Source organism: Barnesiella sp. An22 (assembly GCF_002159975.1).
Classification (GTDB): domain Bacteria; phylum Bacteroidota; class Bacteroidia; order Bacteroidales; family Barnesiellaceae; genus Barnesiella; species Barnesiella merdigallinarum.
The window spans coordinates 19,433-44,696 of the sequence record NZ_NFJR01000007.1; the positions used below are offsets into that span (position 1 = coordinate 19,433).

General features: G+C 53.9%; 21 protein-coding genes. 5 read left to right on the top strand and 16 right to left on the bottom strand.

Annotated features, from left to right (window positions below; translation table 11 throughout):
• Positions 1–3,144: an efflux RND transporter permease subunit gene (locus tag B5F38_RS08435; RefSeq protein WP_241147831.1), complete on the bottom strand. Its 3,144-nt coding sequence runs from the start codon at positions 3,142–3,144 to the stop codon at positions 1–3.
• Positions 3,145–3,149: 5 nt separating this feature from the next.
• Entirely contained in the window at positions 3,150–4,208 is a 1,059-nt protein-coding gene (locus B5F38_RS08440; RefSeq protein ID WP_241147832.1) for an efflux RND transporter periplasmic adaptor subunit, read from the bottom strand.
• A gap of 175 nt (positions 4,209–4,383) precedes the next feature.
• Between B5F38_RS08440 and B5F38_RS08445 the strand changes: the two genes are divergently transcribed.
• The 5 genes from B5F38_RS08445 (at position 4,384) to ccsA (ending at position 12,179) form a co-directional block, all read left to right on the top strand.
• On the top strand, positions 4,384–5,310 hold the full coding sequence (locus tag B5F38_RS08445) for a helix-turn-helix domain-containing protein (RefSeq protein ID WP_241147833.1): 927 nt from the start codon (positions 4,384–4,386) through the stop codon (positions 5,308–5,310).
• Positions 5,311–5,527: 217 nt separating this feature from the next.
• Positions 5,528–6,994: an autotransporter outer membrane beta-barrel domain-containing protein gene (locus B5F38_RS08450; RefSeq protein WP_241147834.1), complete on the top strand. Its 1,467-nt coding sequence runs from the start codon at positions 5,528–5,530 to the stop codon at positions 6,992–6,994.
• A 39-nt stretch (positions 6,995–7,033) separates the two neighbouring features.
• Entirely contained in the window at positions 7,034–8,257 is a 1,224-nt protein-coding gene (locus B5F38_RS08455) for an imelysin family protein (RefSeq protein WP_087408856.1), read from the top strand.
• 22 nt (positions 8,258–8,279) lie between these two features.
• Entirely contained in the window at positions 8,280–9,902 is a 1,623-nt protein-coding gene (locus tag B5F38_RS08460; RefSeq protein ID WP_087408857.1) for a di-heme oxidoredictase family protein, read from the top strand.
• Between the two features lie 93 nt (positions 9,903–9,995).
• Positions 9,996–12,179, top strand: coding sequence for a cytochrome c biogenesis protein CcsA (ccsA, locus tag B5F38_RS14575; RefSeq protein WP_087408858.1), 2,184 nt, complete (start codon positions 9,996–9,998; stop codon positions 12,177–12,179).
• A gap of 92 nt (positions 12,180–12,271) precedes the next feature.
• On the opposite strand, the gene B5F38_RS08470 is transcribed toward ccsA, so the two are convergent.
• From B5F38_RS08470 to atpD, 14 genes are all read right to left on the bottom strand, one after another.
• Entirely contained in the window at positions 12,272–13,705 is a 1,434-nt protein-coding gene (locus B5F38_RS08470) for an NADH-quinone oxidoreductase subunit N (RefSeq protein WP_087408859.1), read from the bottom strand.
• Between the two features lie 11 nt (positions 13,706–13,716).
• Positions 13,717–15,207: an NADH-quinone oxidoreductase subunit M gene (locus B5F38_RS08475; protein WP_087408860.1), complete on the bottom strand. Its 1,491-nt coding sequence runs from the start codon at positions 15,205–15,207 to the stop codon at positions 13,717–13,719.
• Positions 15,208–15,241: 34 nt separating this feature from the next.
• Positions 15,242–17,149: an NADH-quinone oxidoreductase subunit L gene (nuoL, locus tag B5F38_RS08480; protein WP_087408947.1), complete on the bottom strand. Its 1,908-nt coding sequence runs from the start codon at positions 17,147–17,149 to the stop codon at positions 15,242–15,244.
• Between the two features lie 5 nt (positions 17,150–17,154).
• On the bottom strand, positions 17,155–17,466 hold the full coding sequence (nuoK, locus tag B5F38_RS08485; protein WP_241147835.1) for an NADH-quinone oxidoreductase subunit NuoK: 312 nt from the start codon (positions 17,464–17,466) through the stop codon (positions 17,155–17,157).
• Between the two features lie 5 nt (positions 17,467–17,471).
• Positions 17,472–17,990, bottom strand: coding sequence for an NADH-quinone oxidoreductase subunit J (locus B5F38_RS08490; protein WP_087408862.1), 519 nt, complete (start codon positions 17,988–17,990; stop codon positions 17,472–17,474).
• 12 nt (positions 17,991–18,002) lie between these two features.
• A complete protein-coding gene (locus tag B5F38_RS08495) occupies positions 18,003–18,467 on the bottom strand; it encodes an NADH-quinone oxidoreductase subunit I (RefSeq protein ID WP_087408863.1) in 465 nt (154 codons plus the stop codon).
• Positions 18,468–18,564: 97 nt separating this feature from the next.
• A complete protein-coding gene (gene atpG, locus B5F38_RS08500) occupies positions 18,565–19,452 on the bottom strand; it encodes an ATP synthase F1 subunit gamma (protein ID WP_241147836.1) in 888 nt (295 codons plus the stop codon).
• Positions 19,453–19,455: 3 nt separating this feature from the next.
• A complete protein-coding gene (gene atpA, locus B5F38_RS08505) occupies positions 19,456–21,033 on the bottom strand; it encodes a F0F1 ATP synthase subunit alpha (RefSeq protein ID WP_087408865.1) in 1,578 nt (525 codons plus the stop codon).
• A 1-nt stretch (position 21,034) separates the two neighbouring features.
• Positions 21,035–21,577: a F0F1 ATP synthase subunit delta gene (locus tag B5F38_RS08510; RefSeq protein WP_087408866.1), complete on the bottom strand. Its 543-nt coding sequence runs from the start codon at positions 21,575–21,577 to the stop codon at positions 21,035–21,037.
• Between the two features lie 6 nt (positions 21,578–21,583).
• The gene (gene atpF / locus B5F38_RS08515; RefSeq protein ID WP_087408867.1) at positions 21,584–22,081 is read right to left on the bottom strand and encodes a F0F1 ATP synthase subunit B; all 498 of its coding nucleotides are present in this window, start codon (positions 22,079–22,081) and stop codon (positions 21,584–21,586) included.
• Between the two features lie 9 nt (positions 22,082–22,090).
• The gene (gene atpE / locus B5F38_RS08520; RefSeq protein WP_087408868.1) at positions 22,091–22,345 is read right to left on the bottom strand and encodes an ATP synthase F0 subunit C; all 255 of its coding nucleotides are present in this window, start codon (positions 22,343–22,345) and stop codon (positions 22,091–22,093) included.
• A gap of 32 nt (positions 22,346–22,377) precedes the next feature.
• The gene (atpB, locus tag B5F38_RS08525; protein WP_087408869.1) at positions 22,378–23,460 is read right to left on the bottom strand and encodes a F0F1 ATP synthase subunit A; all 1,083 of its coding nucleotides are present in this window, start codon (positions 23,458–23,460) and stop codon (positions 22,378–22,380) included.
• A gap of 18 nt (positions 23,461–23,478) precedes the next feature.
• The gene (gene atpC, locus B5F38_RS08530) at positions 23,479–23,712 is read right to left on the bottom strand and encodes an ATP synthase F1 subunit epsilon (RefSeq protein ID WP_087408870.1); all 234 of its coding nucleotides are present in this window, start codon (positions 23,710–23,712) and stop codon (positions 23,479–23,481) included.
• Positions 23,713–23,727: 15 nt separating this feature from the next.
• Positions 23,728–25,239, bottom strand: a complete 1,512-nt coding sequence (atpD, locus tag B5F38_RS08535) for a F0F1 ATP synthase subunit beta (RefSeq protein ID WP_087408871.1) — start codon at positions 25,237–25,239, stop codon at positions 23,728–23,730.
• Between the last annotated feature and the right edge of the window lie 25 nt (positions 25,240–25,264).

Consider the following 25,264-nt stretch of genomic DNA (forward strand, 5'->3'; position numbering starts at 1 on the left):
TTATGCGTTAACTGGTTTCTTGATATGGAACATCGCCGCATAGAAGAGCGGCAACAACACGAGCGTGATGATGGTCCCCACGGTGAGGCCGCCCATGATGGTAATGGCCATCGAACTGTACATGGGGTCGGTCACGAGCGGAATCATACCCACAATGGTCGTGAGCGATGCCATCAGCACCGGACGCACACGCGACACCGTGGCCTCGACTACCGCCGTATAGGGCGACTGTTTCTCCTCGGTCTGCAACCGGTTGATTTCGTCGACCAGCACGATGGCATTCTTCACCATCATGCCTATCAGGCCCATCATGCCGATGATGGCCATGAAGGTGAAGGGCTGACCGCTCACCAACAGCACCGGTGTAATGCCGCAGAAGATAAAGGGGATGCAGAGGAGAATCAGTATCACCTTGCGCCAACTGTTGAAGAGGAGCAGCAGGATGGCCAGAATGATAAATATCGTAAGCGGTACGAACTTCATCAGATTGCCTATGGCCTCACCCTGCAACTCACCCTCGCCTACCCAGCGCATGCGATACCCTTCGGGCAGGCCGATAGCCTCGATTTCGTCCTTGATCGACTCCACCACCTTGGCTGGCGTCGCCTCGTCGCAATAGGGGTTGGGGTCGCACTCGGCCTCGATAACCCGCCGGCCGTTCTGGCGCAGCACCACATCCTCGTCCCAGTCGAGCCGGATATGGTGGGCCACATTGCTCAACGGAGTGGCCTTGAAAAGTTGGTCCTGCAGGTCGCTCATGCTCTGCCCGCCCGACAAGGCACTCTGCAACGCCTCGTTCGAGAGGTGGAAGTTGAGCATGCTCCACACCGGTATATCCGCGAGATTACGGATGGTCGTGCCGTCGTCGTTGCGCACCTGGAGGTTGAGCATCACCATACGGTCCTGGTCGTTGAGCACACCCACCGGCATGCCGTCGGTAGCGGCCAGCAGGGCATTGGCCACGTCGCCGCGCCCGACACCCGAACGCAAGGCGTCCTGCTGGTCATACTCGGCCACCAGCACCTTTCCCCGCGGCTTCCAGTTGTTCTGCACCGAATAGGCATCGACATAGGGCGAACGGCGCATAATCTCCTCGGCCTGGGCACTCAACCGGCGCAATACGGCCGGGTCGGGACCCGAGAACTCCACCTCGACGGTATGCGAGGTAGAAATCGAAAAGTTGTATTTGCGGATGCGGATATAGGCTTCGGGATACTCGCGACGCAACTGCTCCCGCACCACGGGTATCTGCTCGACCACCGTGCGGTAATCCTTGCAATCGACAATCAGCTCGCCGTAGCAGTCACCGCCCGAGGTCATGGGGCGTACCAGACAGTAGTGGGCCGGAGCACTGCCCTGGCTGACGGCCACCCGCTCGATCTGCGGATTCTGCGACACCCGGTCGCTCATCTCCAACAGGCGGGCACACACCGTATCGGCATTGGCTTCCGCAGGGAAAAAGCACTCGACCACAAACTGTTTGTAGTCAAAGTCGGGGAAGAAGAGGTTCTTCACCTGCCTCATACCCACCAGACAAACGACCAGCAGCGCCACGGCTACGGCAATCGTAACCCGCTTGTACCCGATCAGTAGTGAAATGGTCTTGCGCACGAACCGGTGTACCGGCGAGTTCATCACCGCCCCGGTGGTATCGCCGCCCCGCCTCTTCTCGCGGCGCGGCAGCCACGAGTGGGCGCAAACGGGTACCTGCACAAGGGCCAGCACCCAACTGGCCAACAGGCTCACACACAGTACCAGAAAGAGGTCTCCGGCATATTCTCCGGCCGAATCGGGCGAGAGGTAGACACAGAGGAAGGTCGAGGCGGCAATAATCGTAGCCCCGAGCAGCGGCATGGCCGTGTTGCGCCCGATACGGTAGAGGTAGGTCTCGGGCGGGAGGCCCCGCTTCTTGTCTATCAGGATACCGTCCATAATCACCACGGCGTTGTCGACCAGCATGCCCATCGCCACGATAAAGGCCCCCAGCGAAATGCGTTGCAGCGTAGTACCGCACATGAGCAGGATGGGGAACGAGAGACATACCGTGAGCACCAGACCGAAGCCGATGATGAGCCCGCTGCGCCACCCCATCGTGAAGATGAGCACCAGAATGACGATAACGACCGACTCGACCAGATTCCACATGAACGACGAGATGGCCTCGTCGACCTTGTCGGGCTGGAAGAATATCTTGTCGGTCTCAAAGCCGGCCGGCAAATTCTTCATGGCCTCGGCCAACCGGGCATCGACCGCCCGGCCCACATCGGGCACAATGGCCGACGACTCCATGGCTATACAGATGGCCAGTGCCGGCTTGCCGTCGACAAAGAAACCGTTGCGCTGCGGCGAGGCATATCCCCGCTCCACCCGGGCCACATCGCCTATGCGCAGGGTCTTGCCGTCGAGGGTCTGTATCTGCAGGTTGCGAATGTCCTCCTCGTCCTTGACCGGCGAGTCGACATAGAGGGCAATGCGCTCGCCGTCGCTCCCGTAGCGGCCGGCATTGACCGTCTTGCCGGCACTTTGCAGGGCCGCCATGATTTGGGTGGGGATAATGCCGTTGCGGGCAATCTGCCCTTTCGAGAGGACGATGTTGATTACCTCGTCGCGGTTCCCCACGATATTGATGCGCTTCACCCCCTTCACGTCGAGCAACTCGCGCTGCAGGTAGCGGGCATAGCGATACATCTCGGGGTAGTCGTAGCCGTCGGCCGTGAGGGCATAGAAGATGCCGTAGACATCCATCATGTCGTCGATGACGATGGGCTCGTAACACCCTTGCGGCAGTCGCGACGCCGCATCGTTGACCTTGCGCCGCAACAGGTCGAAGTGCTGTTCGAGGTCCCGGTTCAGCACCGTCATCTGAAACTCGACGGTAAACAGGGCCGCACTGTTCTGACACTCGCTCCTCACCTTCTTGACATTGGGGAGCGCCCGCAGCTCATCTTCCATGAGTTGGGCCACCTTCAGCTCCATCTCGTGGGCACTGGCTCCAGGCCACGACACCACGACCATGGCCTGCTTGGCCGACACGGCCGGGTCTTCGAGCTTGGGCATCTGCACAAACGACAAGACTCCGGCGATGATAATCGCTACCATCAGCGACCAGAAGAGGACTGGCCGCCGCATGAAAAACTCGGTCATCTTCATCACAACAGCCCTCCTACATTGGTACTACTGGGGGCGTCGATTACGCGTACCTTCTCCCCCTCCTGCAACACATGCACACCAGCCCGCACAATCTGCTCGTCGCCGGTGAGGCCGCCGAGAACGACAGCACGACCCTCGGGGTCGACATCGCCCAGCTCGACCTGCCGGCGGGTCACCGTAGAGTCGGGATTGAAAACCCACACGCACGACGAGTCACCCGCCTGGAAGAGACACTGCAAGGGCACGGCAAAGCCACGGGCCGATGCCGTATCGCCCACGACAATACCCACCTCGACATTCTGTCCGGCCGTCAACTTGCGGTCGGGGCGCTGCTCGAAGGCCAACTGCAACCGATACAGCTGGTTGCCGTCGGCCTTAGGGGTAAGGCTCGAGAGTGTGAGGGGCATAGCCTCATCGACACCCGATGCCCGGCAAAAGAAGCGCACGAACTCTCCCCGCTGCCGGTAGAGGCTACCCGGAATGTCGAGCGTCACCTCCATCTGCGACACATCCATGAGGGTAAAGACCGCCGTGCCGGCATCGACCATCTCGGCCGGCGAGAAGTTCACGGCCTGTATGTACCCGTCGGCCGGAGCATAGAGTTTCGTATAGTTGAGTTTGTTCTTGTTGGCCTGCAACTGTACCTCCAGTTGCTTCAGTCCGGCCGAAGCCTTTTCGTAGTCGTTGGGCGACACGCTCTTCTGCTCCAGCAACCGCTCGGTGCGCTTCACCTCGTCGCGCACCTGGTCGTACTGCACCTGCAACGCCTCGACCCCCAGCCGGTAGTCGGCATCGTCGAGTTCGGCCAGCAACTGGCCGCGACGCACCCGGTCGCCCTCCGCAACATGGATGCGGGCTATCTGTCCCGCCGTCTTGAACCCGAGGCTTATCTCGTGCGCCTCCTTCACAATTCCCGAATAGAGCTTTACCGTCTCCTCGCTCAATGCCTCGGGGCGGGTCAAACAGACACTCCGTTCACGGGCAGCCTCTCGGTCTCCGCCGGAACAGGCACACAACAGCAGGGCGGCCGCCACCATACACACATTCGTTTTCATCATATACTGGTTTTAGTTGATTTCACAGTTGCAAATTTCTCTTTTTTCAGCGACAGCAATTTGTTGCACTCTACGAGCATATTGTTCAAAAAGTCGATAAGTAACCCTATTTAACAAGTATATCGCCCTATTTATTATTCAAATAGGTATATTCGCCCTCGAAAAACGACAAGAGACTATGCCACAAGATTCGACTCTCAACACGCTGAACTTAAACATGCTGCCCTTCAACGAGCAGACCTGCGCCTACCATAACGAACTGTTTCTGGCCGACAACTTCGACGCCCCCAATCACCTACCCGACCTGCTGAACAATCCCGAGATTCTCGCCTTCATCACCTCACCCTACCCGTTTAAAGTACAGTTTGCCATGATGCACCTTTGCCTCGACGGTTACATAAGAATCAGTCAGAACCTGAAAGAGCATACGTTGCAGCGTAATTGCCTGCTTATTGTCACACCAGGCTCTATCGGGCAGTGTCTCGAGATTTCGCCCGACTGCCGCATAGCCATCATTGCATTTGCCACCGTCAACAATTTGCCCGAAGGTAACCCGCAAAGCGCCCTTATCATGCGCAAGTTCCTCATCGACAACGCCATGTTGCAACTCTCCGACCGAGAGATGGGCGAGATGATAGGGTTCTATCACCAAATACGCCAACAGCTTGTTCAACCCGAAAGACTCTTTACTCACGAGATTATCAACAGTTACATACAAATATTCTATTACAGCTTATGTCAACTGATGAGCCCCTATATCGAGCAGCAAGATACCCAGTATGTTTCGCGCAAGAAACAGATTTTCGACCAGTTTACCCTCTTGCTCAGGCAGCACTATACCCAGGAGCGGAGCATCGGCTTCTATGCCGACCAGCTGTGCCTAACTCCCAAATATCTATCGCAAGTCGTACGAAATTTCAGCGGCAGGCATGCCGGCGAATGGATTCGCGACTATGTCATTCTCGAAGCGAAAGCGCTGTTGAAAAGCGGGCAATACAATGTACAGCAAGTGAGCGACATGCTCAACTTTGCCAACCAATCGTTCTTTGGCGTTTATTTCAAAAAAGCCGTGGGCTGCTCGCCGTCGGCCTATCAAAATTCATAGCATCAAGGCTTTTTCACTCACACACAAACCACACCGGCATCTACCTCGCTCATACATAGTACGATTCTATCCCCCACACCTCGCCGGACAGATAGAATCGCCGGACTCTCTTTTACCTAAAAAATACCAATTTCAACTTTTTTTTACTAAATTGTAGGTATTGCCCGCCCTAAACCGACCCTCTAATTTTGCATTGAAAATCAAAAAAAGAGAATCCATGCAATACAAATGTCTATGGCTTGCGGTGGCCCTGTGGCTCGCCCTGCCTGCCGAGGCAGAGAACCGTAAAACGGTCGATGCCGTATCGGGAGCTACCGAGCACCCGGATACCACAAGAGCGCAACTGAAGGCCGAACTGAAGGCCGAAATTCTGGAAGAGCTACGCCAAGAGTCGAAAACCTCAAGGGGAACCTCAAACACGACACCTGCCGAGCCCCCGAAACCCCGCCTCACCATAGGGGGATATGGCGAAGCGGTAGCCTCGCGCAACTTTTTCAGCGACGACTACAAGAAATATCAAGACGCTCATCTGCATAAAGGCGAAAGCCACGGGCGGTTCGACCTGCCTCATGTCGTCATCTTCCTCGGATATGACTTCGGCCGGGGCTGGAGTATGGGTAGCGAAATCGAGTTTGAACATGGCGGAACCGAAAGCGCCGTTGAAATCGAAGAGGAGGAAGCCGGCGAATACGAGTCGGAAATCGAACGTGGCGGCGAAGTCGCCCTCGAACAGTTCTGGATTCAAAAAAGTTTCTCGCCCGCTCTCAACCTGCGCATGGGGCACATCATCGTACCGGTAGGCGCGACCAACATGCACCACATGCCCACCGAGTTCTTCGGAGTCTACCGACCCGAGGGTGAAAACACGATCCTCCCCTGCACCTGGCACGAGACGGGCATCAGCCTGTGGGGCATGCTGGGGCGGCAGTGGCGCTACGAGGTGATGTTCCTGCCGGGCCTCGACTCCGACCGCTTCAACAGCAAAGGGTGGATACACGACGGAGCCGGGAGTCCCTATGAGTTCAAGATAGGAAACGCCTATGCCGGCGCTTTCCGCATCGACAATTTCTCGGTACCGGGATTGCGCCTGAGCGTGAGCGGATACGGCGGCAACAGCTTTTCCAATACGCTCTACCCGCAGACCAACAGCCGCTACAAGGGGGTGAAGGGGACGGTACTCGTCGGGGCCTTCGACTTTGCCTATGACGCCCACCACTGGATTGTGCGGGGTAACTTCGACTACGGCCACCTCTCCGACGCCGATATGATTACCGCCTTCAACGGCAGCATGCCGGCCTCGTCGGTATCGGCCAAACAGGCCGTCGCCTCCGACGCCATAGCCACCGGCATCGAGGCGGGCTACAACTTTTTCTCGCTCTCGCCCACCCTGCAGGCCCGGGGACAGAAGTTCTACCTCTTCGGCCGCTACGAATACTACGACTCGATGTTCAAGACCCCGGCCCGCGTGCAGCACTACAAATGGTGCGGACGCCAACGGCTGGCCGCCGGCATCAACTACTGCCCCCTGAAGTCGATTGTCATCAAGGCCGAGTACAGCATCGGGCTGCTCAATGCCAACTCCTACACCTATACCGACTCCAGCGGTGCCACCTGCATCGGCCACTACAACAACGAGCCCGCCGTGTCGATAGGCATCGCCTACTCGGGGGTATTCACGCGATAATCAAACCGTATTGTTTCAATCATAAAACCATTTATTACAATGAAAAGAGTTTTCAGAAATTCGTTACAACTATTTGCTTTGTCGGCCCTGCTGCTCGGCGGTGTGTCCTGCACGGAAGAAGAGAAAGATTTCTCTTGGGAAGAACAACGCGAAACCGAATTGCAGGCGGCGGCTACCGCTTTTGTCGAAAAGACCGTAATCCCCACCTACTCCTCGCTGGCCGATGCCAGCCTCGAACTGGCCGACCTCTGCGCCCAAATCGAAACCTCGGCCCAAGCCAATGCCTCGACCGACATCGCTGCCTCGGGCTCGTTGAGCGACGCTACAAAAGCCATTGTCGAGCAAGCCTGCTCCAAATGGTACGAGGCTCGCAAACAATGGGAGTTGAGCGAGGCATTCCTCTATGGCGCCGCCGGTGACTACAACATCGACCCGCACATCGACTCGTGGCCGCTCAATGCGACCGACCTGCAAGCATTGCTCGACGACCCGGTGCGCATGGGCATGATGGACGCCGAGTATGCCGCCGGATTGGGCTACGGCCTGCTGGGATTCCATGCGATCGAGTACATGCTGTTCGACCACCAGATCGACGCCTCTTCGACTACGGGGAAAGCCCGTTCGGGCGCTTTCAACCGCAAAGAAGAGTTGGTCTACCTCACCGCCGTGGCCGGCGACTTAGCCAACCAGTGCGTGCGTTTGGAAGCCTCGTGGAAAGGCTTTGACAACGTGTCGGCCGAGAAACAGACAATGCTTACCGAGGCCGAACTCGAACCCTCCTTCGACTATGGCGAGAGCATGAAAAACGCCGGTAAAGGAGGCAGTAAATACAAGAGCTATCTCGAAGCCGCCCAAGAAATTATTCAAGGCTGCTCGGACATCGCCGACGAGGTGGGTAACCAAAAAATAGGACGCCCCAACGAAGCAGCCGCCGGAGCTTCGGAAGACCTCAGCTACATCGAATCGCCCTATGCCAAAAACTCCAAAGTCGATTTCTACGACAATATCGTCAGCATCAAGAACGCCTATCTGGGCATGAACGTGGGCGACCCGTCGGTGAGCAACTACCTGGCCAGCATCAACCCCACGGCCGACACAGCCGTACGCAATGCCATCGAGGCGGCATTGAACGCCATCGATGCAGCTCCAGCCCCCTTTGTCAACTACGCCGGCTCGCACAACGAGCTGTGGAAAAAGGCCACGACGGCTTGCAACGACTTGAAAAAGGCTCTCGACGAAGCACAATCGGCCATAGGACAATAAACAACACATAATTTCAAAAGCTATGAAATCTTATCCCTTTTTACTGGCTTTTGCAACGGCGGCGCTGTGCGTCGCCGGTTGCACAGATGACAACCCCGACGACACACCCCGTCCCGTTACACCGCAGTTGTCGGAAGAGTATTACACGGGCGGCCAGCTGGGTACCGCCTTCAACACCACCTCATCGGCCTTCGAACAACCGTCGGCCGCCGTCGAGAATGCCGGCATGAGCACCTCGTTCAAGAACGGTGAAGCCCTGTTCGAAAAGATTTTCACCCCGGCCTCCGACGGTTCGGTTCGCGGCGGACTGGGACCGCTCTATATCCGCACCTCCTGCATGCACTGCCACCCGGGTTACGGCCACGGCAAACGTCAGGAAGGAACCTTCAATGCCACCGAGATAGGCAACGGATACCTGCTGGTCATCTATGACGACAACGACAACTACATCGCCTCGCTCACAGGCATGCCGCAACTCTTTGCCGTCGAGCCTTTCAAGGCGCCGATAAATCCGGATAAAATCAAGATTACATGGAAAAACCACACCGACAGCTGGAACAACACCTTCCCCGACGGTACCACCTATGAACTGGTCTACCCCGAAGTGGCCATTCCCGCCGACGCCTATTATGTAGACCTCATCACCACCGACGGCCGCACGCTGTCGCCCGACCAAGTGAATATCCGGCTCGAATCCACCATCGGTATCTACGGGACAGGGCTGCTCGACGCCATCGACGACGACGATTTGAAAGCCGAATATGCCAAACAGGAAAACGACAACTACTTCGAATTGAATCCCAAAATTTTCCAAAACGGCGAATGGGTGAGCCAATACAGCAACACCAAACCCAGCGATGGCGGTACGGGCGAGAAACACCCTTTCCGCTTCACCTACGCCCTTAGCCGGGGTCCCTTGCAAGACGCAGCCGGTGCTAACGCTATTTGGAACATCACCAACGTGACCCGCTCGAACCGTCGCTATCACTACATGACAACGGCATACGCCGAAAAGGCTTCGAAAGATCCCGAGGTACAAGCCCGGTTCTATGACTATTTTCCCGACCGGAAAACCGACGCCGGCGTCGAACAGGACATCTACAACTACCTGATGGCGACCGACCTCCCGGTAGAGATGAGCGACGAGTATTACACCGACTTGATGATATGGCACCGTGGATTGGCCGTGCCGGCTGCCCGCAACCTCGACGATCCTACCATACAACGGGGCAAACAACTCTTCACCGAAATGGGGTGCAGCTACTGCCATCGCCCCACCTGGACCACCGGCGACGACCATTACAGCGACCCCAGCGGATTCTTCACCCGGGGTACCGAGCTGCCGCGCTATCCCCACCAGAAGATATGGCCCTACACCGACCTGGTACAACACCGCTTGCACATGGCCAACGACATACGCACCGGCTGGTGCCGCACCACGCCCCTGTGGGGTAGAGGCCTGCACCAGAAATGTACCGGTTCGTTCGAGAGCGACAGGCTGCACGATTGCCGCGCGCGCAATGTGATCGAAGCGATCATGTGGCACGGAGCGCCCGAAAGCGACGCCCGCCAATCGGTCGAGAAATTCCGGACATTGAGCAAAGAAGATCGTGATGCCGTGGTCAAATTCATCGACGCGATTTAACCGTCTGTGTGCTATAACATCACAAAACCTACGAAATGCCGGCGTACCGCACGTCGGCATTTCGAGGTATAAAGAAACCCTATCCCAAGAACGATGAAACTTCTCAAACGTATTACATTCGTCCTGCTGGCCGCCATACTGTGTGTACTCACCGCGGCGACGATCATCGAAAAAGAGTTTGGCTCACCATTTGTCTCGCGCCATATCTACCAATCTCCCACATTCGTAGCCCTCTGGTTAACCTTTGCCCTCTCTGCGGCGATCTACCTCCTCCGCCGCCGTCGGGCATTGCGACCCGCCTCATGTCTGCTGCACATCGCCCTCCTCATCATTCTATGCGGAGCTTTCGTCACCTACCTGACCGGCCGGCAAGGCTCCCTGCACCTGCGATTAGGCGACAAACCCACCTCGGTATATCTCGACAACGAGGGGCGGGAAGAACAGTTGCCATTTGCTGTCGCCCTTGAAGAATTTCATATTGAATACTATCCGGGTACCCGGGCGCCCCTCGACTTCGTGAGTTGCGTAACCCTCATCGACGGTGACCAGACAAGGAGCGAGACGGTCGCCATGAACCGCATCGCCCGGTATCGGGGCTACCGCTTCTACCAATCGTCCTACGACTCCGACGGAGCCGGCACACGCTTGTCGGTGGCTCACGACCCGTGGGGTATCGCCATCACCTACACAGGCTATCTATTGCTGTTTTTGGCAATGGCCGCTCATCTCATCGATCGAATGGGAACTTTCCGCCGACTGCTACATAATTGCGCCCTGCGGGGAATCGGCCTCGGTACCGTAATCCTGCTTGCCTCCTTATTCCCGGCACAAGCCACCGAAACGGCTCCCCCCACCCTTCCCCGGGAACAATCATCACAACTGGGAGAGCTCTGTGTATATTACAACCAACGCATTTGCCCACTCTCCACACTGGCTCGCGACTTCACCACAAAGCTCTATGGAAAAAGCCGTTACCGTGGACTCACACCTGAGCAAGTTCTGGCGGGCTGGCTGTTCTATTACGACGAATGGAAACAAGAGCCCATGATCAAGATAAAAAGTCACGAAGCTCGGCGACTGTTGGGAATAGAAGGCCGATATGCCCGACTCACCGACTTCAACCGGGCACTGAGAGACTACACCGGAAATAGCGACAACCGGGGTGTGAACGAAGCTAACGAAAAATTCAACCTCGTGGCGATGCTTTGTACCGGCTCCATGTTGCAAATTTTCCCCTATCGGTTGAACGACACCCTACACTGGGCTTCTCAGGTCGATATACTCCCCCGTGAATTGCCTTACGAGCAAGGCGTATTTATCAGACAATCGATGAACTATGTAAACGAACTGGTCGCCAAACGCGACTACACCGCACTATCGCAGGTCTTCACCAAAATAAGCCGGTACCAGCAAAAGTGCTGTGGCGAAGATTTCCCTTCGGCGACCCGGCTGCAAGCCGAGCGACTCTATAACCGCATGAACTATTCGCTGGCTCTGGCCATACTCCTCATCATCACCGGGACGGCAGCCTTTGTCTACATATGCCGTCGTATCACCCGGGGAACCCCGGGCTCGACTCTTGTGCGACGGCTATTGCCGGCAGGGATTGCTCTCGGTTTTATCTACCTCACAATCATACTGCTCCTGCGAGGCTACATCGCCGAGCACTGGCCTCTCTCCAACGGATTCGAAACCATGCAGTTCATGGCATGGTGCGCCTTGGGTATCACGATGCTGTGTTACCGTCGGTTCATACTGATCCTACCAGCCGGCTACCTCGTCGGCGGGCTGGCCATGATGGTCTCGGTGATGGGCGAATCCAATCCCCAGATTACCCCGCTCATGCCGGTACTCACCTCGCCGTTGCTCTCAATACATGTTGTCCTCGTCATGGCCGCCTACACCCTGTTGGCCTTCGTCATGTTCAATGGCATAGCCGGCCTCCTACTATACCGGCGACACCCCCGGCAGTCCGAGCAATTGCAAGTCGTGGGGCGCATACTGCTCTATCCCGCTATATTCGCTTTGGCCGCCGGAATCTTTGTGGGAGCCATTTGGGCCAATATCTCGTGGGGCCGCTACTGGGGGTGGGACCCCAAAGAGGTATGGGCGCTTATCACATGGCTCGTCTACGCTTTGGCTCTACACACAGAATCGCTGCCCCTGTTTAGAAAGCCCCTCTTTTTCCACGGCTTTTGTGTGGCAGCCTTCTGTTGCGTACTCATCACTTATTTCGGAGTTAATTTCCTACTGGGAGGCATGCACAGCTACGCCTGACACTCCCCCCCTCTCATACCCCACAAAAAGCAACGGCCGAGGAGCAAATCGCTCTTCGGCCGTTGTCTGTATGGAATAAGATTTTCGTTCGATCAGATACCCAGCATGCTGAGGTCGGCAAAGTAACCGTAAACACAGCTGGCAATACCCAGCAGCACGATGCCGGCTACACAAACCACGAGGCTCACACGCGATGCGTTGTCGCTGCGGAAGGCAGGAATCACGCACTCGTTCTCGGTGTTGATGAACATGGCCTTTACTACCAGCAGATAGTAGTAGAGCGAGATAATCGTATTCAACAAGGCGATGAGCACCAGGATATAGAAGCCCGAGTGAATGGCCGAAGCAAAGATGAAGAACTTGCTGAAGAATCCGGCAAAGGGAGGAATACCGGCCAGCGAGAACATGGCCAGCATCATGATTACACTCAGTTTGGGGTTGGTCTTGTACAAGCCGTTGTAGTCGTCCATGCTCAGCTTGCCGCTGTTACGCTCGATCGACGAGATAACACCAAAGGCAGCCAGGTTGGAGAAGATGTATACCAGCACGTAGTAAACCAAAGCCGTCATACCTTGAGCCGAACCCGAGATAATACCCAGCATGATGTAACCGGCTTGCGAGATAGACGAGAAGGCCAGGAATCGTTTCAGGTTCTTCTGACGGATGGCAAACAGGTTACCGATGGTAATCGTCAGCACAATCAAGGCCCACAGGATGCCCTGCCAGATAGCCGGGTCTAGGAAGAAGACCTTGTAGAGAACCAGCAACAGGGCAAAGGCAGCCGCACCCTTCGAGATAACCGACAGATAAGAGGTTACCTGCGTGGGAGCACCTTCGTAAACGTCGGCCGTCCACAAGTGGAAGGGAACCAGCGAAAGTTTGAATCCCATACCGGCCAGCACGAATACAATCGTGGCGATGAGCAGCGGCGTGCGGTTGGCCGAGATGGCTACGGCAATATCGCCGAAGTAGAGCGAACCCGAAACTCCGTAGAGGAACGAGAGGCCCAGCAGGAAGAGAGCCGACGAAAAGACAGCTGTAAAGAGGTATTTGGCACCGGCCTCATACGACTCGCTGTCTTTCTTGGTAATGGCGATGAGTGCAGCCATAGGCAGCGAAGCGGTCTCGAGCCCGATAAAGAAGAGCAGGAAGTGACCGGCCGAAACCATCAGGTACATACCGAAGAGGGTTATCAGCAACAATTCGTAGAACTCGCCCCGACGCACTTTCACATCGGGATTCTCGCTCCACGATACCGACTGCAGCAACACGATGAAGGTACCTATATTGAGCACGGTCTTTACCATCGAGGCCATGGGCGAAGTTTGATACATGCCGCCAAAAGCCGAGGTCGTCTCGACCGGTATGATGTTCCAGATCGTATGCAAGGCAAACAAGACACACGCTGTAATCGATAATCCTTTGAGGGTTTTCTTCCCGCCAAAGGTGTCTGCGAAAAATATCAGCAAGAATACAATCAGCAGCGATATTTCCGAGCGCATAACTAAAAACTGTGAATAATCCATATACTATATGATTAAAGAGCTTGAGACAACAAATTAGTAATAGGTTCTACACCTTCACGAATGAGGTCGGAAATCCAGTGCGGGAAGCTACCGATGGCAACCACACACACGATGAGTGTGATGACCGAGAGGCGTTCCCACCATTCGGCATCCTTCAACTCGCGATGATGCTCGTTTTGTACGGCACCATAGAGCAGTTTTCCAACCACGCGCAAAATATAAACCGCAGTAATCACAATCGAAGTACAAGCTACGATAGTCAGTACCCGATGGAACGTATCGGTATGCTCGAACGAGCCGACGAAGATGGTCATCTCGGCCACGAAACCGCTCAAGCCCGGAAGACCCAGCGAAGCCAAACCGGCAATCACGTAACCTACCGAGAGGAAAGGCATGATTTGCATCAAGCCGCCCATCTCGCGAATGTCACGCGTGTGGGTACGACCGTAAATCATACCGATGAGGGCAAAGAAGAGGGCCGTCATCAAACCGTGCGAGAGCATCTGCATCACGGCACCGGTCATGGCCGTCGTGTTGAGCATGAGGATGGCAAACAGTACCAGACCGCAGTGGCTTACCGAAGAGTAGGCGTTGATGTATTTCAAGTCGGTTTGAACGCAAGCGCTGAAGGCACCGTAAACCACGCTGATACCGGTCAAAATCAAGAATATCCAAGCCAGTTCGTTAGCAGCCTGAGGCATCAGGTAGATAGCTACGCGGAAGCAGCCGTAACCTCCCAGCTTCATCAGCACACCGGCGTGCAACATCGACACGGCCGTAGGCGCCGAAGCGTGACCGTCGGGCGACCAGGTGTGGAACGGGAACATGGCGCCCAGCACACCGAATCCCACGAAAGTCATCGGGAAGAGGAAGTATTGCCAATTCATGGGGATATTGCCGTGCTCGGCGATTTCTACCACGTTCATCGAGTGGAGACCCGACTGGTAGTAGATACCCAGAATACCAATCATCAACAAGGCCGAACCACCCATCAGCATCAGGGTCAGCTTCATGGCCGAATAGTTTTTGCGACCGCTACCCCAAACGCCAATCAACAGGTACATGGGGATAAGAGCCACCTCGTAGAACATGAACATCGTGAAGAGGTCGACCGAGATAAAGAATCCGAATACACCGGTCGACAGCAGCATGAACCACAAGAAGAACTCCTTGGGCAGCGGGTTGATCTTCCACGAAGCGAAGACTCCGGCAAAGACAATAATAGACGAGAGCAGCAACATGGCCACCGATACACCGTCTACGCCCACGGCATAGTGGATATTGAGCGGCGCATACCACATGCGGCTGTCGGTGAACAACATCGTCGCTGTATTTCCAGCAGCGCGTTCGGCCAGAAACTCAACGAGAGTATATACGGACAACGCCAACAATAAGGTTGAACCAATAACCGCTACCGTTCGTATCTGTTTCATATCTCTTGAGATCCAGAGACCCAGCATCATCAAGAGAGGGATAAGCACAAATAATGATAGAAAATTCATATGTTTCTTTAATTTTTTATCGTTCAACCATCAGTTAAAAGCACATGGCCAATACGGCAATCAGCAATGCACCCATAATGAATACCCATACATACCACTGGATGTAACCCGACTGCAACTTGCGGATGCCGTAGGAAACACCGTTGGTCACGGTAGCCAACATATTCATCGTACCGTCGACGATGTGACGGTCGAACCAGGCAATGGGTCGGCAGATATGCTGGAAGATTACCTTGTGGGTAACCCACATGTAGAGTTCGTCCATATAGAAGCGGTGATAAGCGGCCGTGTGCAGAGCACGGAACTTGTCGGCCAGAGCTTTGGGTTTGGAGTTCTCCGAGAAGTACATCCAGGTAGCCAGCGCAATGGCGGCAACGGCCACGATGATGCTCGTCGTAGCTACCGACCAGTCGAGGTGAATGTGATAAGCCTCGCCGTTTACCGATACAAATTCGCCGAAGGGAATGAAACCGGCCACGCAGGTAACCAGAGCCAGGAATACCAACGGCAGATACATGGTGGCAGGAGCCTCGTGCGGTGTGTGGTGACCGTAGTCGGGTTTGCTCCACCAGAAGATGCGGTAGTACAACCGGAACATGTAGAAGGCGGTGAGACCGGCCACAGCCGTCATCCAAACGCCCCAAAGGGTGCTCTTTTCAAAAGCGGCCGTGAGGATTTCGTCCTTACTGAAGAAGCCCGAGAAGGGAGGAATACCGGCGATAGCCAAGCAGGCAATGAGGAAGGTGATGTGAGTCACCGGCATATACTTGTGCAAGTTACCCATGGCCGACATCTCGTTGGAGTGAACGGCGTGGATAATACAACCGGCACCGAGGAAGAGCAGAGCCTTGAACATGGCGTGCGTGAAGAGGTGGAACATAGAGGCCATGTAGCCGAGACCGGCGTGCAGGTCACTATCGAATGCCACACCCAGAGCCACCATCATAAAGGCGATTTGCGAGATGGTCGAGAAGGCAAGTACACGTTTGATGTCGGTTTGTACACAGGCAACGACAGCCGCATAGAGAGCCGTGATGGCACCCACCCAGGTAATGAGGTCGAGCACCTCGGGCACGGCGCAATACATGGGGAAGAGCCGGGCTACCAGATAAACACCGGCTACCACCATGGTGGCGGCGTGGATCAGGGCCGATACGGGAGTAGGACCCTCCATGGCATCGGGCAACCAAATGTGCAACGGGAACATGGCCGACTTACCGGCACCACCCATGAAGATGAGTGCCATGGCCCAGGCGGCTACCGAGCAACCCATGAAGGTCATGCCGGCCGTCTCGGTTACCAGCGACGTGGGATTCGACATCAGCGTCTGGAAGTCGAACGTCTGGGTAAAGAACGAGAGGATAAGGATACCGATCAGGAAGCCCAAGTCGGCAAAACGGGTCACGATAAAGGCCTTTTTCGAAGCCGATACCGCAGCCGGTTTCGTATAGTAGAATCCGATAAGCAGGTAAGACGAAACACCCACCAGCTCCCAGAAGATATACATCTGGAAAATGTTGGTAGCTACCACCAGACCCAGCATCGAGAAGCTGAAGAGCGACAGGAAAGCGTAGTAACGCTGGAAGCCCTTCTCGCCGTGCATGTAGCCCATACTGTAGATATGAACCATGAGCGAGACTGTCGTAATCACAACCAGCATCATCACCGAAATAGGATCGAGCAAGATACCCAGATCGATATGCAGGTGCTCGGTAAAGCGCAACCACTCAAAATTGACCGGCTGCAAGGTTTCAAAAACGCCTTCGGCATTGCGCGGCATAGTAAAATAGTTGAACGCTACCACATAGGCCAGCACGGCCGTTACGGTCAGCCCGAGGGTTCCCAGAATACCGGCTACACGCTCGCTCAACTTATGCCCCACAAGTCCCAGAAAGAGGAACATGCAAAGCGGAAGTAAAAGTATTATCACTGAATATTCCATATCGATCAATATTTCATTTTATCAAGGTTATGCACGTCAACATTCCGGATGTGGCGGAAGATGTTGATAATGATCGCAATGGCAAGCGCTGTCTCGGCAGCGGCAATACCTATTGCAAAGAGGGTGAAAAAGAATCCCTCCAATGCCTCGGGAAAAAGGTAACGGTTGAACACCACAAAGTTGATGTCGGCCGCATTGAGCATCAATTCGAGCGAAATGAGCATCGCCAGCATATTCTTACGCGTAACGAACCCGTAAACCCCGGCAAAAAACATGATGGTACTTACCACCAAATAGGCAATCATTGGTATTTCCATAGTTCTTATCTTTTACGGGCAATCATAATGCCACCGATGATACAAGCCAATAACAACACACTGAGCGCTTCGAACGGCAACAGGTACTGGAACTTGTCCATACCCATGAGCGCATGTCCTATCTCCTTCATCTCTACCTCGCCGGTGATGACACTGGTGAGCGGTTTGGTGAAGAACGGATAGGTGAGCAGCGTATAGCCGCACACGATGGTACCGAATATCGAAGCAATGAGCCCGACCACACGTCTCTTCGAGGTGAGCAACGGGGCCTTGTCGCCGGGATGACTCGTCAACAAGATCGAGAAGACAAACAGCACGACGATACCACCGGCATAGACGGCTAACTGTACTGCTCCCAAGAAGGTGAAGTCAAGCTGAAAGTAAATACCGGCTGTCGCAAACAGAACGAACAGGAGGTACGTGGCTGCCCGCAAAATGCGTCGCGTGGTGACTGTCAAGATCGAGCACACCACGATGACCAATGCCAGCAAGCCAAAAATAACTTGATTTGCTATTTGTTCCATAATGTTAATCTATTATTTTTCGGTTGGGTTATCGGTATGATTGAGAATCTTCACCAGTTTCTCGCGCCGGAATACGGCGTGTTCAAATTCGTTGGTGAACTTGATGGCATGGTGAGGACATGTAGTCACACACATCTGACAGAAGGTGCAACTGCCCAGGTCATACACATATTTATCTAACACTCGCTTGGTCTTACCATCTTCGGTGGTAATCTTCGACGCCTCGATCTTAATCGTCCCGTTGGGGCAATTCATCTGACAAATACCGCAAGCCACACATTTGTGCTGCCCGTTTTCATCGTAAATCAAGGTCAACGTACCTCTGAAACGCTCGGGGATTTTCAAGGTCGCCCGGTTTTCGGGATACTGTTCGGTAACTTTCCGGCTCAAGAAGTATTTACCGGTAACCCCCATTCCTTGAAGAAGGCTCAGCAATCCTTTCCAGAAAGATGTCATGTAATTTTTTAAACTTCCCATAAATTTCTTTATAGAACTCTTATTTTATTAGTTAACACTATGGTTTATTTCGTTCGTCAAAAAGAGCCTGGCACACCAAGCTCCCAATCTCGATATATCAATCTTGTGCGCCTTGTCCTCCTGCAATATCCAACAACTCGGAAGTAATGCTTTGCTGACGCAACTTGTTGTATTCCAGCTGCAAATCGTCCAACAATTCTTTTGCATTATCGTTTGCCGACTGCATGGCCATCACCCGTGCCGCCTGTTCCGAAACCCGGTTCGAACTGATAGCTTCCTGCATATTTGCCAAGACATAAAGCGGCAGTACCTCATTATAGATGGTATTCACATCGGGCTCGAACAAGTAGGGCTTATTGCGCTCGACCTTCTCGCCGGTAACCAAATCGCCGGCCGAGATAGGCAATAGCTTGCGCGTAGCCAACAGTTGTTTACTGGCACTCTTGTAATGGGTATATACGACCTCTATTTCGTCGATTTTGCCTGCCAGGAAGTCGCGGGTAAGTTCGCTCGTGAAACGGGCAATCTCTTCGCCCGAACTCTTGGCCGTCATGTAATCGACTACGGCAATCTCCACACCCTTGCCCACCAGTTTACGGGCAAATTGAGAGGCTTTCTTTCCTACCGGATAAACAACAAACATCACGGAATTACCGGCCTCTTCACGCCCCCGGTTTATCAGCTCGAGTGTGCGTTTAAACAGATTCATGTTGAATGCGCCACACAATCCCTCGTCCGAACTGAGCAAGACTACGGCCCTCCGCTTCACGGGACGTGCCTCGGTGAGCGGAGAACTGTATTCTGCATCGGCAGAAATAAGATGATTGATAGTACGCTGAATCTGATCCCGGAACGGCCGAACACGGCGCAAAGCCATATCGGCTTTGTGCATCTTGGCCGACGAAATCATCTTCATCGCACCGGTTATTTTTTCGGAAGAAGCGACCGAGCCGATTCTTCCTTTCAAGTCGCGCATTGATGCCATAGTTTATGCCTTAAATCGGTTAGCCACCTCGGTAGCGACTTCGGTCATCAGGGCGGCAATCTTGTCGTCGAGATGTCCTATACGCAGTTCGTCCAGGACCTCGTGGCTATATTTTGATTTCAATATCTGCAAATACAATTTCTCAAATTCGGCTACCTTCTCGAGGGGTACATTGTGCAACAGGCCTTGCGTACCGCAATAGATGATGGCAATCTCCTCCTCGACAGGTATCGGCGAGTATTGGGGCTGAATGAGGATTCGCTCGTTCTTGCGACCCTTGTCGATGGTCATGGCCGTTACGGGGTCTACATCGCCACCAAACTTGGTGAACGACTCGAGCTCGCGGAACTGGGCCTGGTCGATCTTCAGGGTACCGGCAATCTTCTTCATGGCCTTCACCTGAGCATCGCCACCTACACGCGATACCGATATACCTACGTTGATGGCGGGGCGCACACCCTGGTTGAAGAGGGCGGTCTCCAGGAATATCTGACCGTCGGTAATCGAAATTACGTTGGTAGGAATATAGGCCGATACGTCGCCGGCTTGAGTCTCGATGATAGGCAATGCCGTGAGCGAACCGCCACCTTTTACCATCGGTTTCAAAACCTCGGGCAGGTCGTTCATCGAAGCGGCAACCTCGTCGTTGTCGATAATCTTGGCTGCACGCTCGAGCAGACGGGAGTGCAGATAGAAAATATCGCCCGGATAGGCTTCACGACCCGACGGACGGCGAAGAATCAGCGAAATTTCACGATAGGCCACAGCCTGTTTCGAGAGGTCGTCGTAGATGACCAGAGCGTGACAGCCACGGTCTCTGAAGTATTCGCCGATAGCGGCTCCGGCAAACGGTGCATAGTAGCGCATCGCAGCCGAGTCGGAGGCGTTGGCCGCCAACACAACCGTATAGTCGAGCGCGCCATGCTCCCGCAACGTATTGACCAAGGCAGCTACCGACGAGGCTTTCTGTCCGATAGCTACATAGATACAGTACAAGGGGTCGCCGTTTTTGTAATTTTCTCGTTGGTTGATAATCGTATCGATGGCGATAGCCGTTTTACCGATCTGGCGGTCGCCGATAATCAACTCACGCTGTCCGCGGCCTATGGGCACCATCGAGTCGATGGCCTTGATACCGGTCTGCAAAGGCTGGTTCACAGGCTGACGGAAGATTACACCCGGAGCCTTGCGCTCGAGGGGCAATCGGATGAGATCGCCCTGGATAGGCCCTGCACCGTCGATAGGTTCACCCAACGTGTTGATAACTCGACCAAGCAAACCTTCGCCTACGGGCAGAGAAGCAATTTCGCCGGTACGGCGAGCCGTCATATTCTCGGTAACCTTATCGACATTATCGAGCAAAATGACACCCACATTACTCTCCTCCAGGTTCATGGCCACGCCGTGCACGCCGTTTTCAAACTCGATCAGTTCGTTGGAGCGCACATTGTCGAGCCCGTACACATGGGCCACACCATCACCGACTTCGAGAACAGTACCTACTTCTTCGAAATTGATTTTGGAATCGACCTCGTCGAGTTGTTTTTTCAATATATCCGATATTTCACTGGGTTTTATCATATCACTTGCTGTTTAGCAATTTCAAACGCAATTTTTTTAATTCACTATTGACCGAAGCATCTAATTGCATCGAATCTACGCGCAAAATAAATCCGCCGATAAGGGTGGGATCTATTTCATAAACAAATTCCAGCGTCTTGTCCGTTTGCTTTTTCATAAGGTCACCGATACGGCCCAGCACCTCTTTAGGCAAAGCGGTAGCCGTGGTTATCGTCACCCGGGCAATGTGATTGGCCCGACGGTAGATATCCTGATAGGCCAACCCGATAGACCTTACAAACGTTTCGCGACGGTTCTTGATAACTAACTGAACAAAACGGAGCAGGTAGTCGTCGGGCTTTTCACCGAAAGCCGATGACAACACCCGTACCTTGTCCGATGGAGATAGAGCCGGGTTACCCAATATCTTGGAAAACTCTGGATGTGTCTTGAAGGCATCATCAAAGCGTTTCATCTCTTCATAAATTGCCTCGGCTACACCATGTTCCCGGGCATATTTATAAAGAGCCTTCGCATATCTATTCGGTATTAACCCCTCGTTCATGTTCTATTAGTTTTGATTCTCAATTTCATTCAACAGTTTGTCGACCATTTCGACCTGGGTCTTGTCATCGGAGAGTTGCTTACGCACCATCTTCTCGGCAATTTGCAGGGCAAACTGGCTCACCTCGCGACGGAACTGGAGTTCCGACTCTTTGCGAGCCTGCTCGATCGACACGGCCGCAGCGTCCATCACTTTTTTAGCTTCTACCGAGGCAGCCTGACGAGCTTCTTCTATAATCTGAGTCTTCATCTGGGCTGCTTCGTGCAGAATCTCCATTTGTTGTTTCTGCGCTTCGACCAAAAGAGCTTTGGCTTCGGCCTGTGCGTTGTCCAGGTGCGATTTTGCCTCTTGGGCATACTCGACCCCTTTGTCAATGAACTCGGCTCGTTCGTCGAGGCTGCGCAAGATGTACGGCCAGCCAAACTTGGCGAGTATGACAAACAGGATGACGAAGACAACGAACATCCAGAATACCAACCCTATTTCGGGCGTGAACAGTTCCATATCTTATGATTAGATGAACAAGGACAGCACGCAAACGATTACAGCAAACAGGGCAACACCTTCGACAAGGGCTGCAATCACAATCATGTTGCTTCGAATATCGCCACTGGCTTCGGGCTGACGGGCAATAGCATCCATTGCCGACGAACCGATCTTACCGATACCTACACCGGCTCCGATAGCTGCGATACCAGCACCAATACATGCTCCCAATTTAGCCAGACTTGCGCCGGCTGCTGCTTGTAATAAAATCATTCCTAACATAATGTTTGTTGTTTAGAGATTATACACTTATTTTATTTTTCTACTTTTTCTGTTTTTCCTTCATGATGCCCCTCGACCTGTGCCAACGAAATGAACAGCGTCGAAAGCATCGTAAATACATAGGCCTGGATAAACGATACCAGGGTGTCTATCATCAGCATGAAGAGCGAGAAGAGCACCGATATGACGGTTATGCCGCCTACGACCACGGCACCAAAAGCGCCGAAGATAAAGATGAGCGAGATGAGCGACAGGATAATCATGTGACCACCCATCATGTTGGCAAAGAGACGGACCATGAGGGCCGCCGGTTTGGTGAAGATACCAAACACCTCGATGAGCGGCATGATGGGAAGCGGGAACTTCAACCACAGAGGCACATCGGGCCAGAAGGTCTCTTTCCAGTACTCCTTGGTTCCTTTCACATTCACCACGATAAAGGTACACAAGGCCAACACCATGGTGACGGCGATATTGCCTGTCAGGTTGGCTCCACCGGGGAAGATGACTATCAGCCCCAGCAGGTTCATCAACAAGATGAAGAAGAATATCGTAAGCAGGTAGGGGGCAAAACGGGGGGCCTTGTCGCCCAGCGTGCTCTTGATGACTCCCGTATAGATAAACTCGATGAGGAACTCGATGGCTCCTACCCCCTTACGAGGTGCCTTGTAGTGCTTCTTCTTGTACCAGCGAGCTACCGAGAGCACACACCAGAGGCACAACAGAGCGGCGATAATCAGGGCCAACACGTTTTTCGTAATCGACAAATCGAGCGGCCGGTAACGGTTGCCCTGGTCGTCGACACTCTCGACCTTGCCCTTGTTGGGGCCGTCTTGAGCAATATAGAAACCCTCGTACTGCTGCCCGTGTTCGAGACGGCTCGACCAGAAGATGTTCCAGTCGCCCTTATAGTCTCTCACAATAACCGGAAGCGAGATCTTGTGCTCGTGCGAGAAAGGCAACTCCCAGCTATATTCATCGAGCAGGTGCTTAAAAATCGTCTCTTTCGGGTTAAAGGCTTTCTCCTCTTCCGTGCCGCTCGTCTCTTGAGCCGACAGGTTGAACGAAAAGGCCATCAACAAAAAAGCTACTATGTATGCGATTTGTTTTCTCATCTCTTTTTACTCCAGCAATTACCGTATGCACACAGCCACACGGTTGTTATCCACATCGACAAACCCGCCACCGACAGGTACCGAATGGCGTTCGCCTGCCGTCACATATTCAATGGTACCGGCATCGAGCGTCGAAATCAGCGATGCATGATTTTCAAGAACGGTAAACGAACCTTGGGCACCCGGCAAGGTGACCGATTCGACCTCTCCCTGGAAAAGGATTTGTTCCGAAGATATAATTTCAAGTACCATAATTCATTCCTCTTTTTAGTGAGCCGCTTGGGCCTGCTCCAACAATTTCTTACCCTTGGCAATAGCCTCGTCGATCGTACCTACGTTCAAGAAGGCTTGCTCGGGATACTCGTCCATCTCGCCGCTGAGAATCATCTTGAAACCGCGAATCGTCTCCTCGAGCGGAACCATCACACCGGGCACGCCGGTAAACTGTTCGGCTACATGGAAGGGTTGCGAGAGGAACCGTTGTGCTCGACGAGCCCGGTTTACCACCAGCTTGTCCTCGTCAGACAACTCGTCGACACCCAGGATAGCGATAATATCCTGCAACTCGTTGTAGTGCTGCAACAACTGTTTCACGGCCTGAGCCACCTGATAGTGCTCCTCGCCCACGATATGGGGGTCGAGAATACGCGAGGTCGACTCCAGCGGGTCTACGGCCGGGTAGATACCCAGCTCCGATATTTTACGGCTCAACACCGTAGTTGCATCCAGGAAGTTGAAGGTCGTGGCCGGTGCGGGGTCGGTCAAGTCGTCGGCCGGCACATAAATGGCCTGAACCGAAGTGATAGATCCCTGCTTGGTCGAGGTGATACGCTCTTGCAATTTACCCATCTCGGAGGCCAGCGTCGGCTGATAACCTACGGCCGAAGGCATACGGCCCAAAAGCGCCGACACCTCGGATCCGGCCTGAGTGAAACGGAAGATGTTGTCGATAAAGAGCAGAATCTCTTTACCACCGCCATCGGAGTCGCGGAATTGCTCGGCAACCGTCAAACCGGCCAGAGCCACACGCAAACGGGCTCCCGGCGGTTCGTTCATCTGGCCGAACACCAAGGTGGCCTGCGACTGGTTCACCTGACCCATATCGACATCCTGCAGATTCCATTCGCCACGAGCCATACCCTCCTCGAACTTCTTGCCATACGACATGATACCCGATTCGATCATCTCGCGCAAGAGGTCATTACCTTCACGAGTACGCTCACCTACACCGGTGAATACCGAGAATCCGTTGTGTCCCTTGGCAATGTTGTTGATAAGTTCCTTAATCAGCACGGTCTTACCTACACCGGCACCACCGAACAAACCGATTTTACCACCCTTCGAATAGGGTTCGAGCAAATCGATTACCTTGATTCCCGTATAAAGTATCTCGGTACTGATAGAGAGGTCGTCAAAAGCCGGAGCCTCCTGGTGTATCGATTTCAATTCGGTATAATCCAGAGCAGGAAGATGGTCGATCGTCTCGCCCAACACATTCATCAAACGCCCTTTTAACTGTGAGCCCGTAGGCATTGACAAGGGCCGTTGCAAGTCGATTGCTTTCATACCGCGGACAAGACCGTCGGTAGAATCCATTGCGACGCAGCGTACCGTATTTTCACCGATATGTTGCTCCACTTCGACAATCAGGTCGGAGCCGTTTTCACGCTCGATTTTCAGTGCAGCATAAATAGGCGGCACGTCGTTACCTTCGCCTTCGAAGGTGACATCGACAACCGGCCCGATGACCTGCGTGATATATCCAAATTTATCTGCCATAGCTTTACCTCTATTATCAGTATTA

Bases quoted from the DNA above. Each gene is read 5' to 3' on its own strand.
- B5F38_RS08435 (WP_241147831.1), bottom strand. From the start codon at position 3,144: ATGACCGAGTTTTTCATGCGGCGGCCAGTCCTCTTCTGGTCGCTGATG.
- B5F38_RS08440 (WP_241147832.1), bottom strand. From the start codon at position 4,208: ATGATGAAAACGAATGTGTGTATGGTGGCGGCCGCCCTGCTGTTGTGT.
- B5F38_RS08445 (WP_241147833.1), top strand. From the start codon at position 4,384: ATGCCACAAGATTCGACTCTCAACACGCTGAACTTAAACATGCTGCCC.
- B5F38_RS08450 (WP_241147834.1), top strand. From the start codon at position 5,528: ATGCAATACAAATGTCTATGGCTTGCGGTGGCCCTGTGGCTCGCCCTG.
- B5F38_RS08455 (WP_087408856.1), top strand. From the start codon at position 7,034: ATGAAAAGAGTTTTCAGAAATTCGTTACAACTATTTGCTTTGTCGGCC.
- B5F38_RS08460 (WP_087408857.1), top strand. From the start codon at position 8,280: ATGAAATCTTATCCCTTTTTACTGGCTTTTGCAACGGCGGCGCTGTGC.
- ccsA (WP_087408858.1), top strand. From the start codon at position 9,996: ATGAAACTTCTCAAACGTATTACATTCGTCCTGCTGGCCGCCATACTG.
- B5F38_RS08470 (WP_087408859.1), bottom strand. From the start codon at position 13,705: ATGGATTATTCACAGTTTTTAGTTATGCGCTCGGAAATATCGCTGCTG.
- B5F38_RS08475 (WP_087408860.1), bottom strand. From the start codon at position 15,207: ATGAATTTTCTATCATTATTTGTGCTTATCCCTCTCTTGATGATGCTG.
- nuoL (WP_087408947.1), bottom strand. From the start codon at position 17,149: ATGGAATATTCAGTGATAATACTTTTACTTCCGCTTTGCATGTTCCTC.
- nuoK (WP_241147835.1), bottom strand. From the start codon at position 17,466: ATGGAAATACCAATGATTGCCTATTTGGTGGTAAGTACCATCATGTTT.
- B5F38_RS08490 (WP_087408862.1), bottom strand. From the start codon at position 17,990: ATGGAACAAATAGCAAATCAAGTTATTTTTGGCTTGCTGGCATTGGTC.
- B5F38_RS08495 (WP_087408863.1), bottom strand. From the start codon at position 18,467: ATGGGAAGTTTAAAAAATTACATGACATCTTTCTGGAAAGGATTGCTG.
- atpG (WP_241147836.1), bottom strand. From the start codon at position 19,452: ATGGCATCAATGCGCGACTTGAAAGGAAGAATCGGCTCGGTCGCTTCT.
- atpA (WP_087408865.1), bottom strand. From the start codon at position 21,033: ATGATAAAACCCAGTGAAATATCGGATATATTGAAAAAACAACTCGAC.
- B5F38_RS08510 (WP_087408866.1), bottom strand. From the start codon at position 21,577: ATGAACGAGGGGTTAATACCGAATAGATATGCGAAGGCTCTTTATAAA.
- atpF (WP_087408867.1), bottom strand. From the start codon at position 22,081: ATGGAACTGTTCACGCCCGAAATAGGGTTGGTATTCTGGATGTTCGTT.
- atpE (WP_087408868.1), bottom strand. From the start codon at position 22,345: ATGTTAGGAATGATTTTATTACAAGCAGCAGCCGGCGCAAGTCTGGCT.
- atpB (WP_087408869.1), bottom strand. From the start codon at position 23,460: ATGAGAAAACAAATCGCATACATAGTAGCTTTTTTGTTGATGGCCTTT.
- atpC (WP_087408870.1), bottom strand. From the start codon at position 23,712: ATGGTACTTGAAATTATATCTTCGGAACAAATCCTTTTCCAGGGAGAG.
- atpD (WP_087408871.1), bottom strand. From the start codon at position 25,239: ATGGCAGATAAATTTGGATATATCACGCAGGTCATCGGGCCGGTTGTC.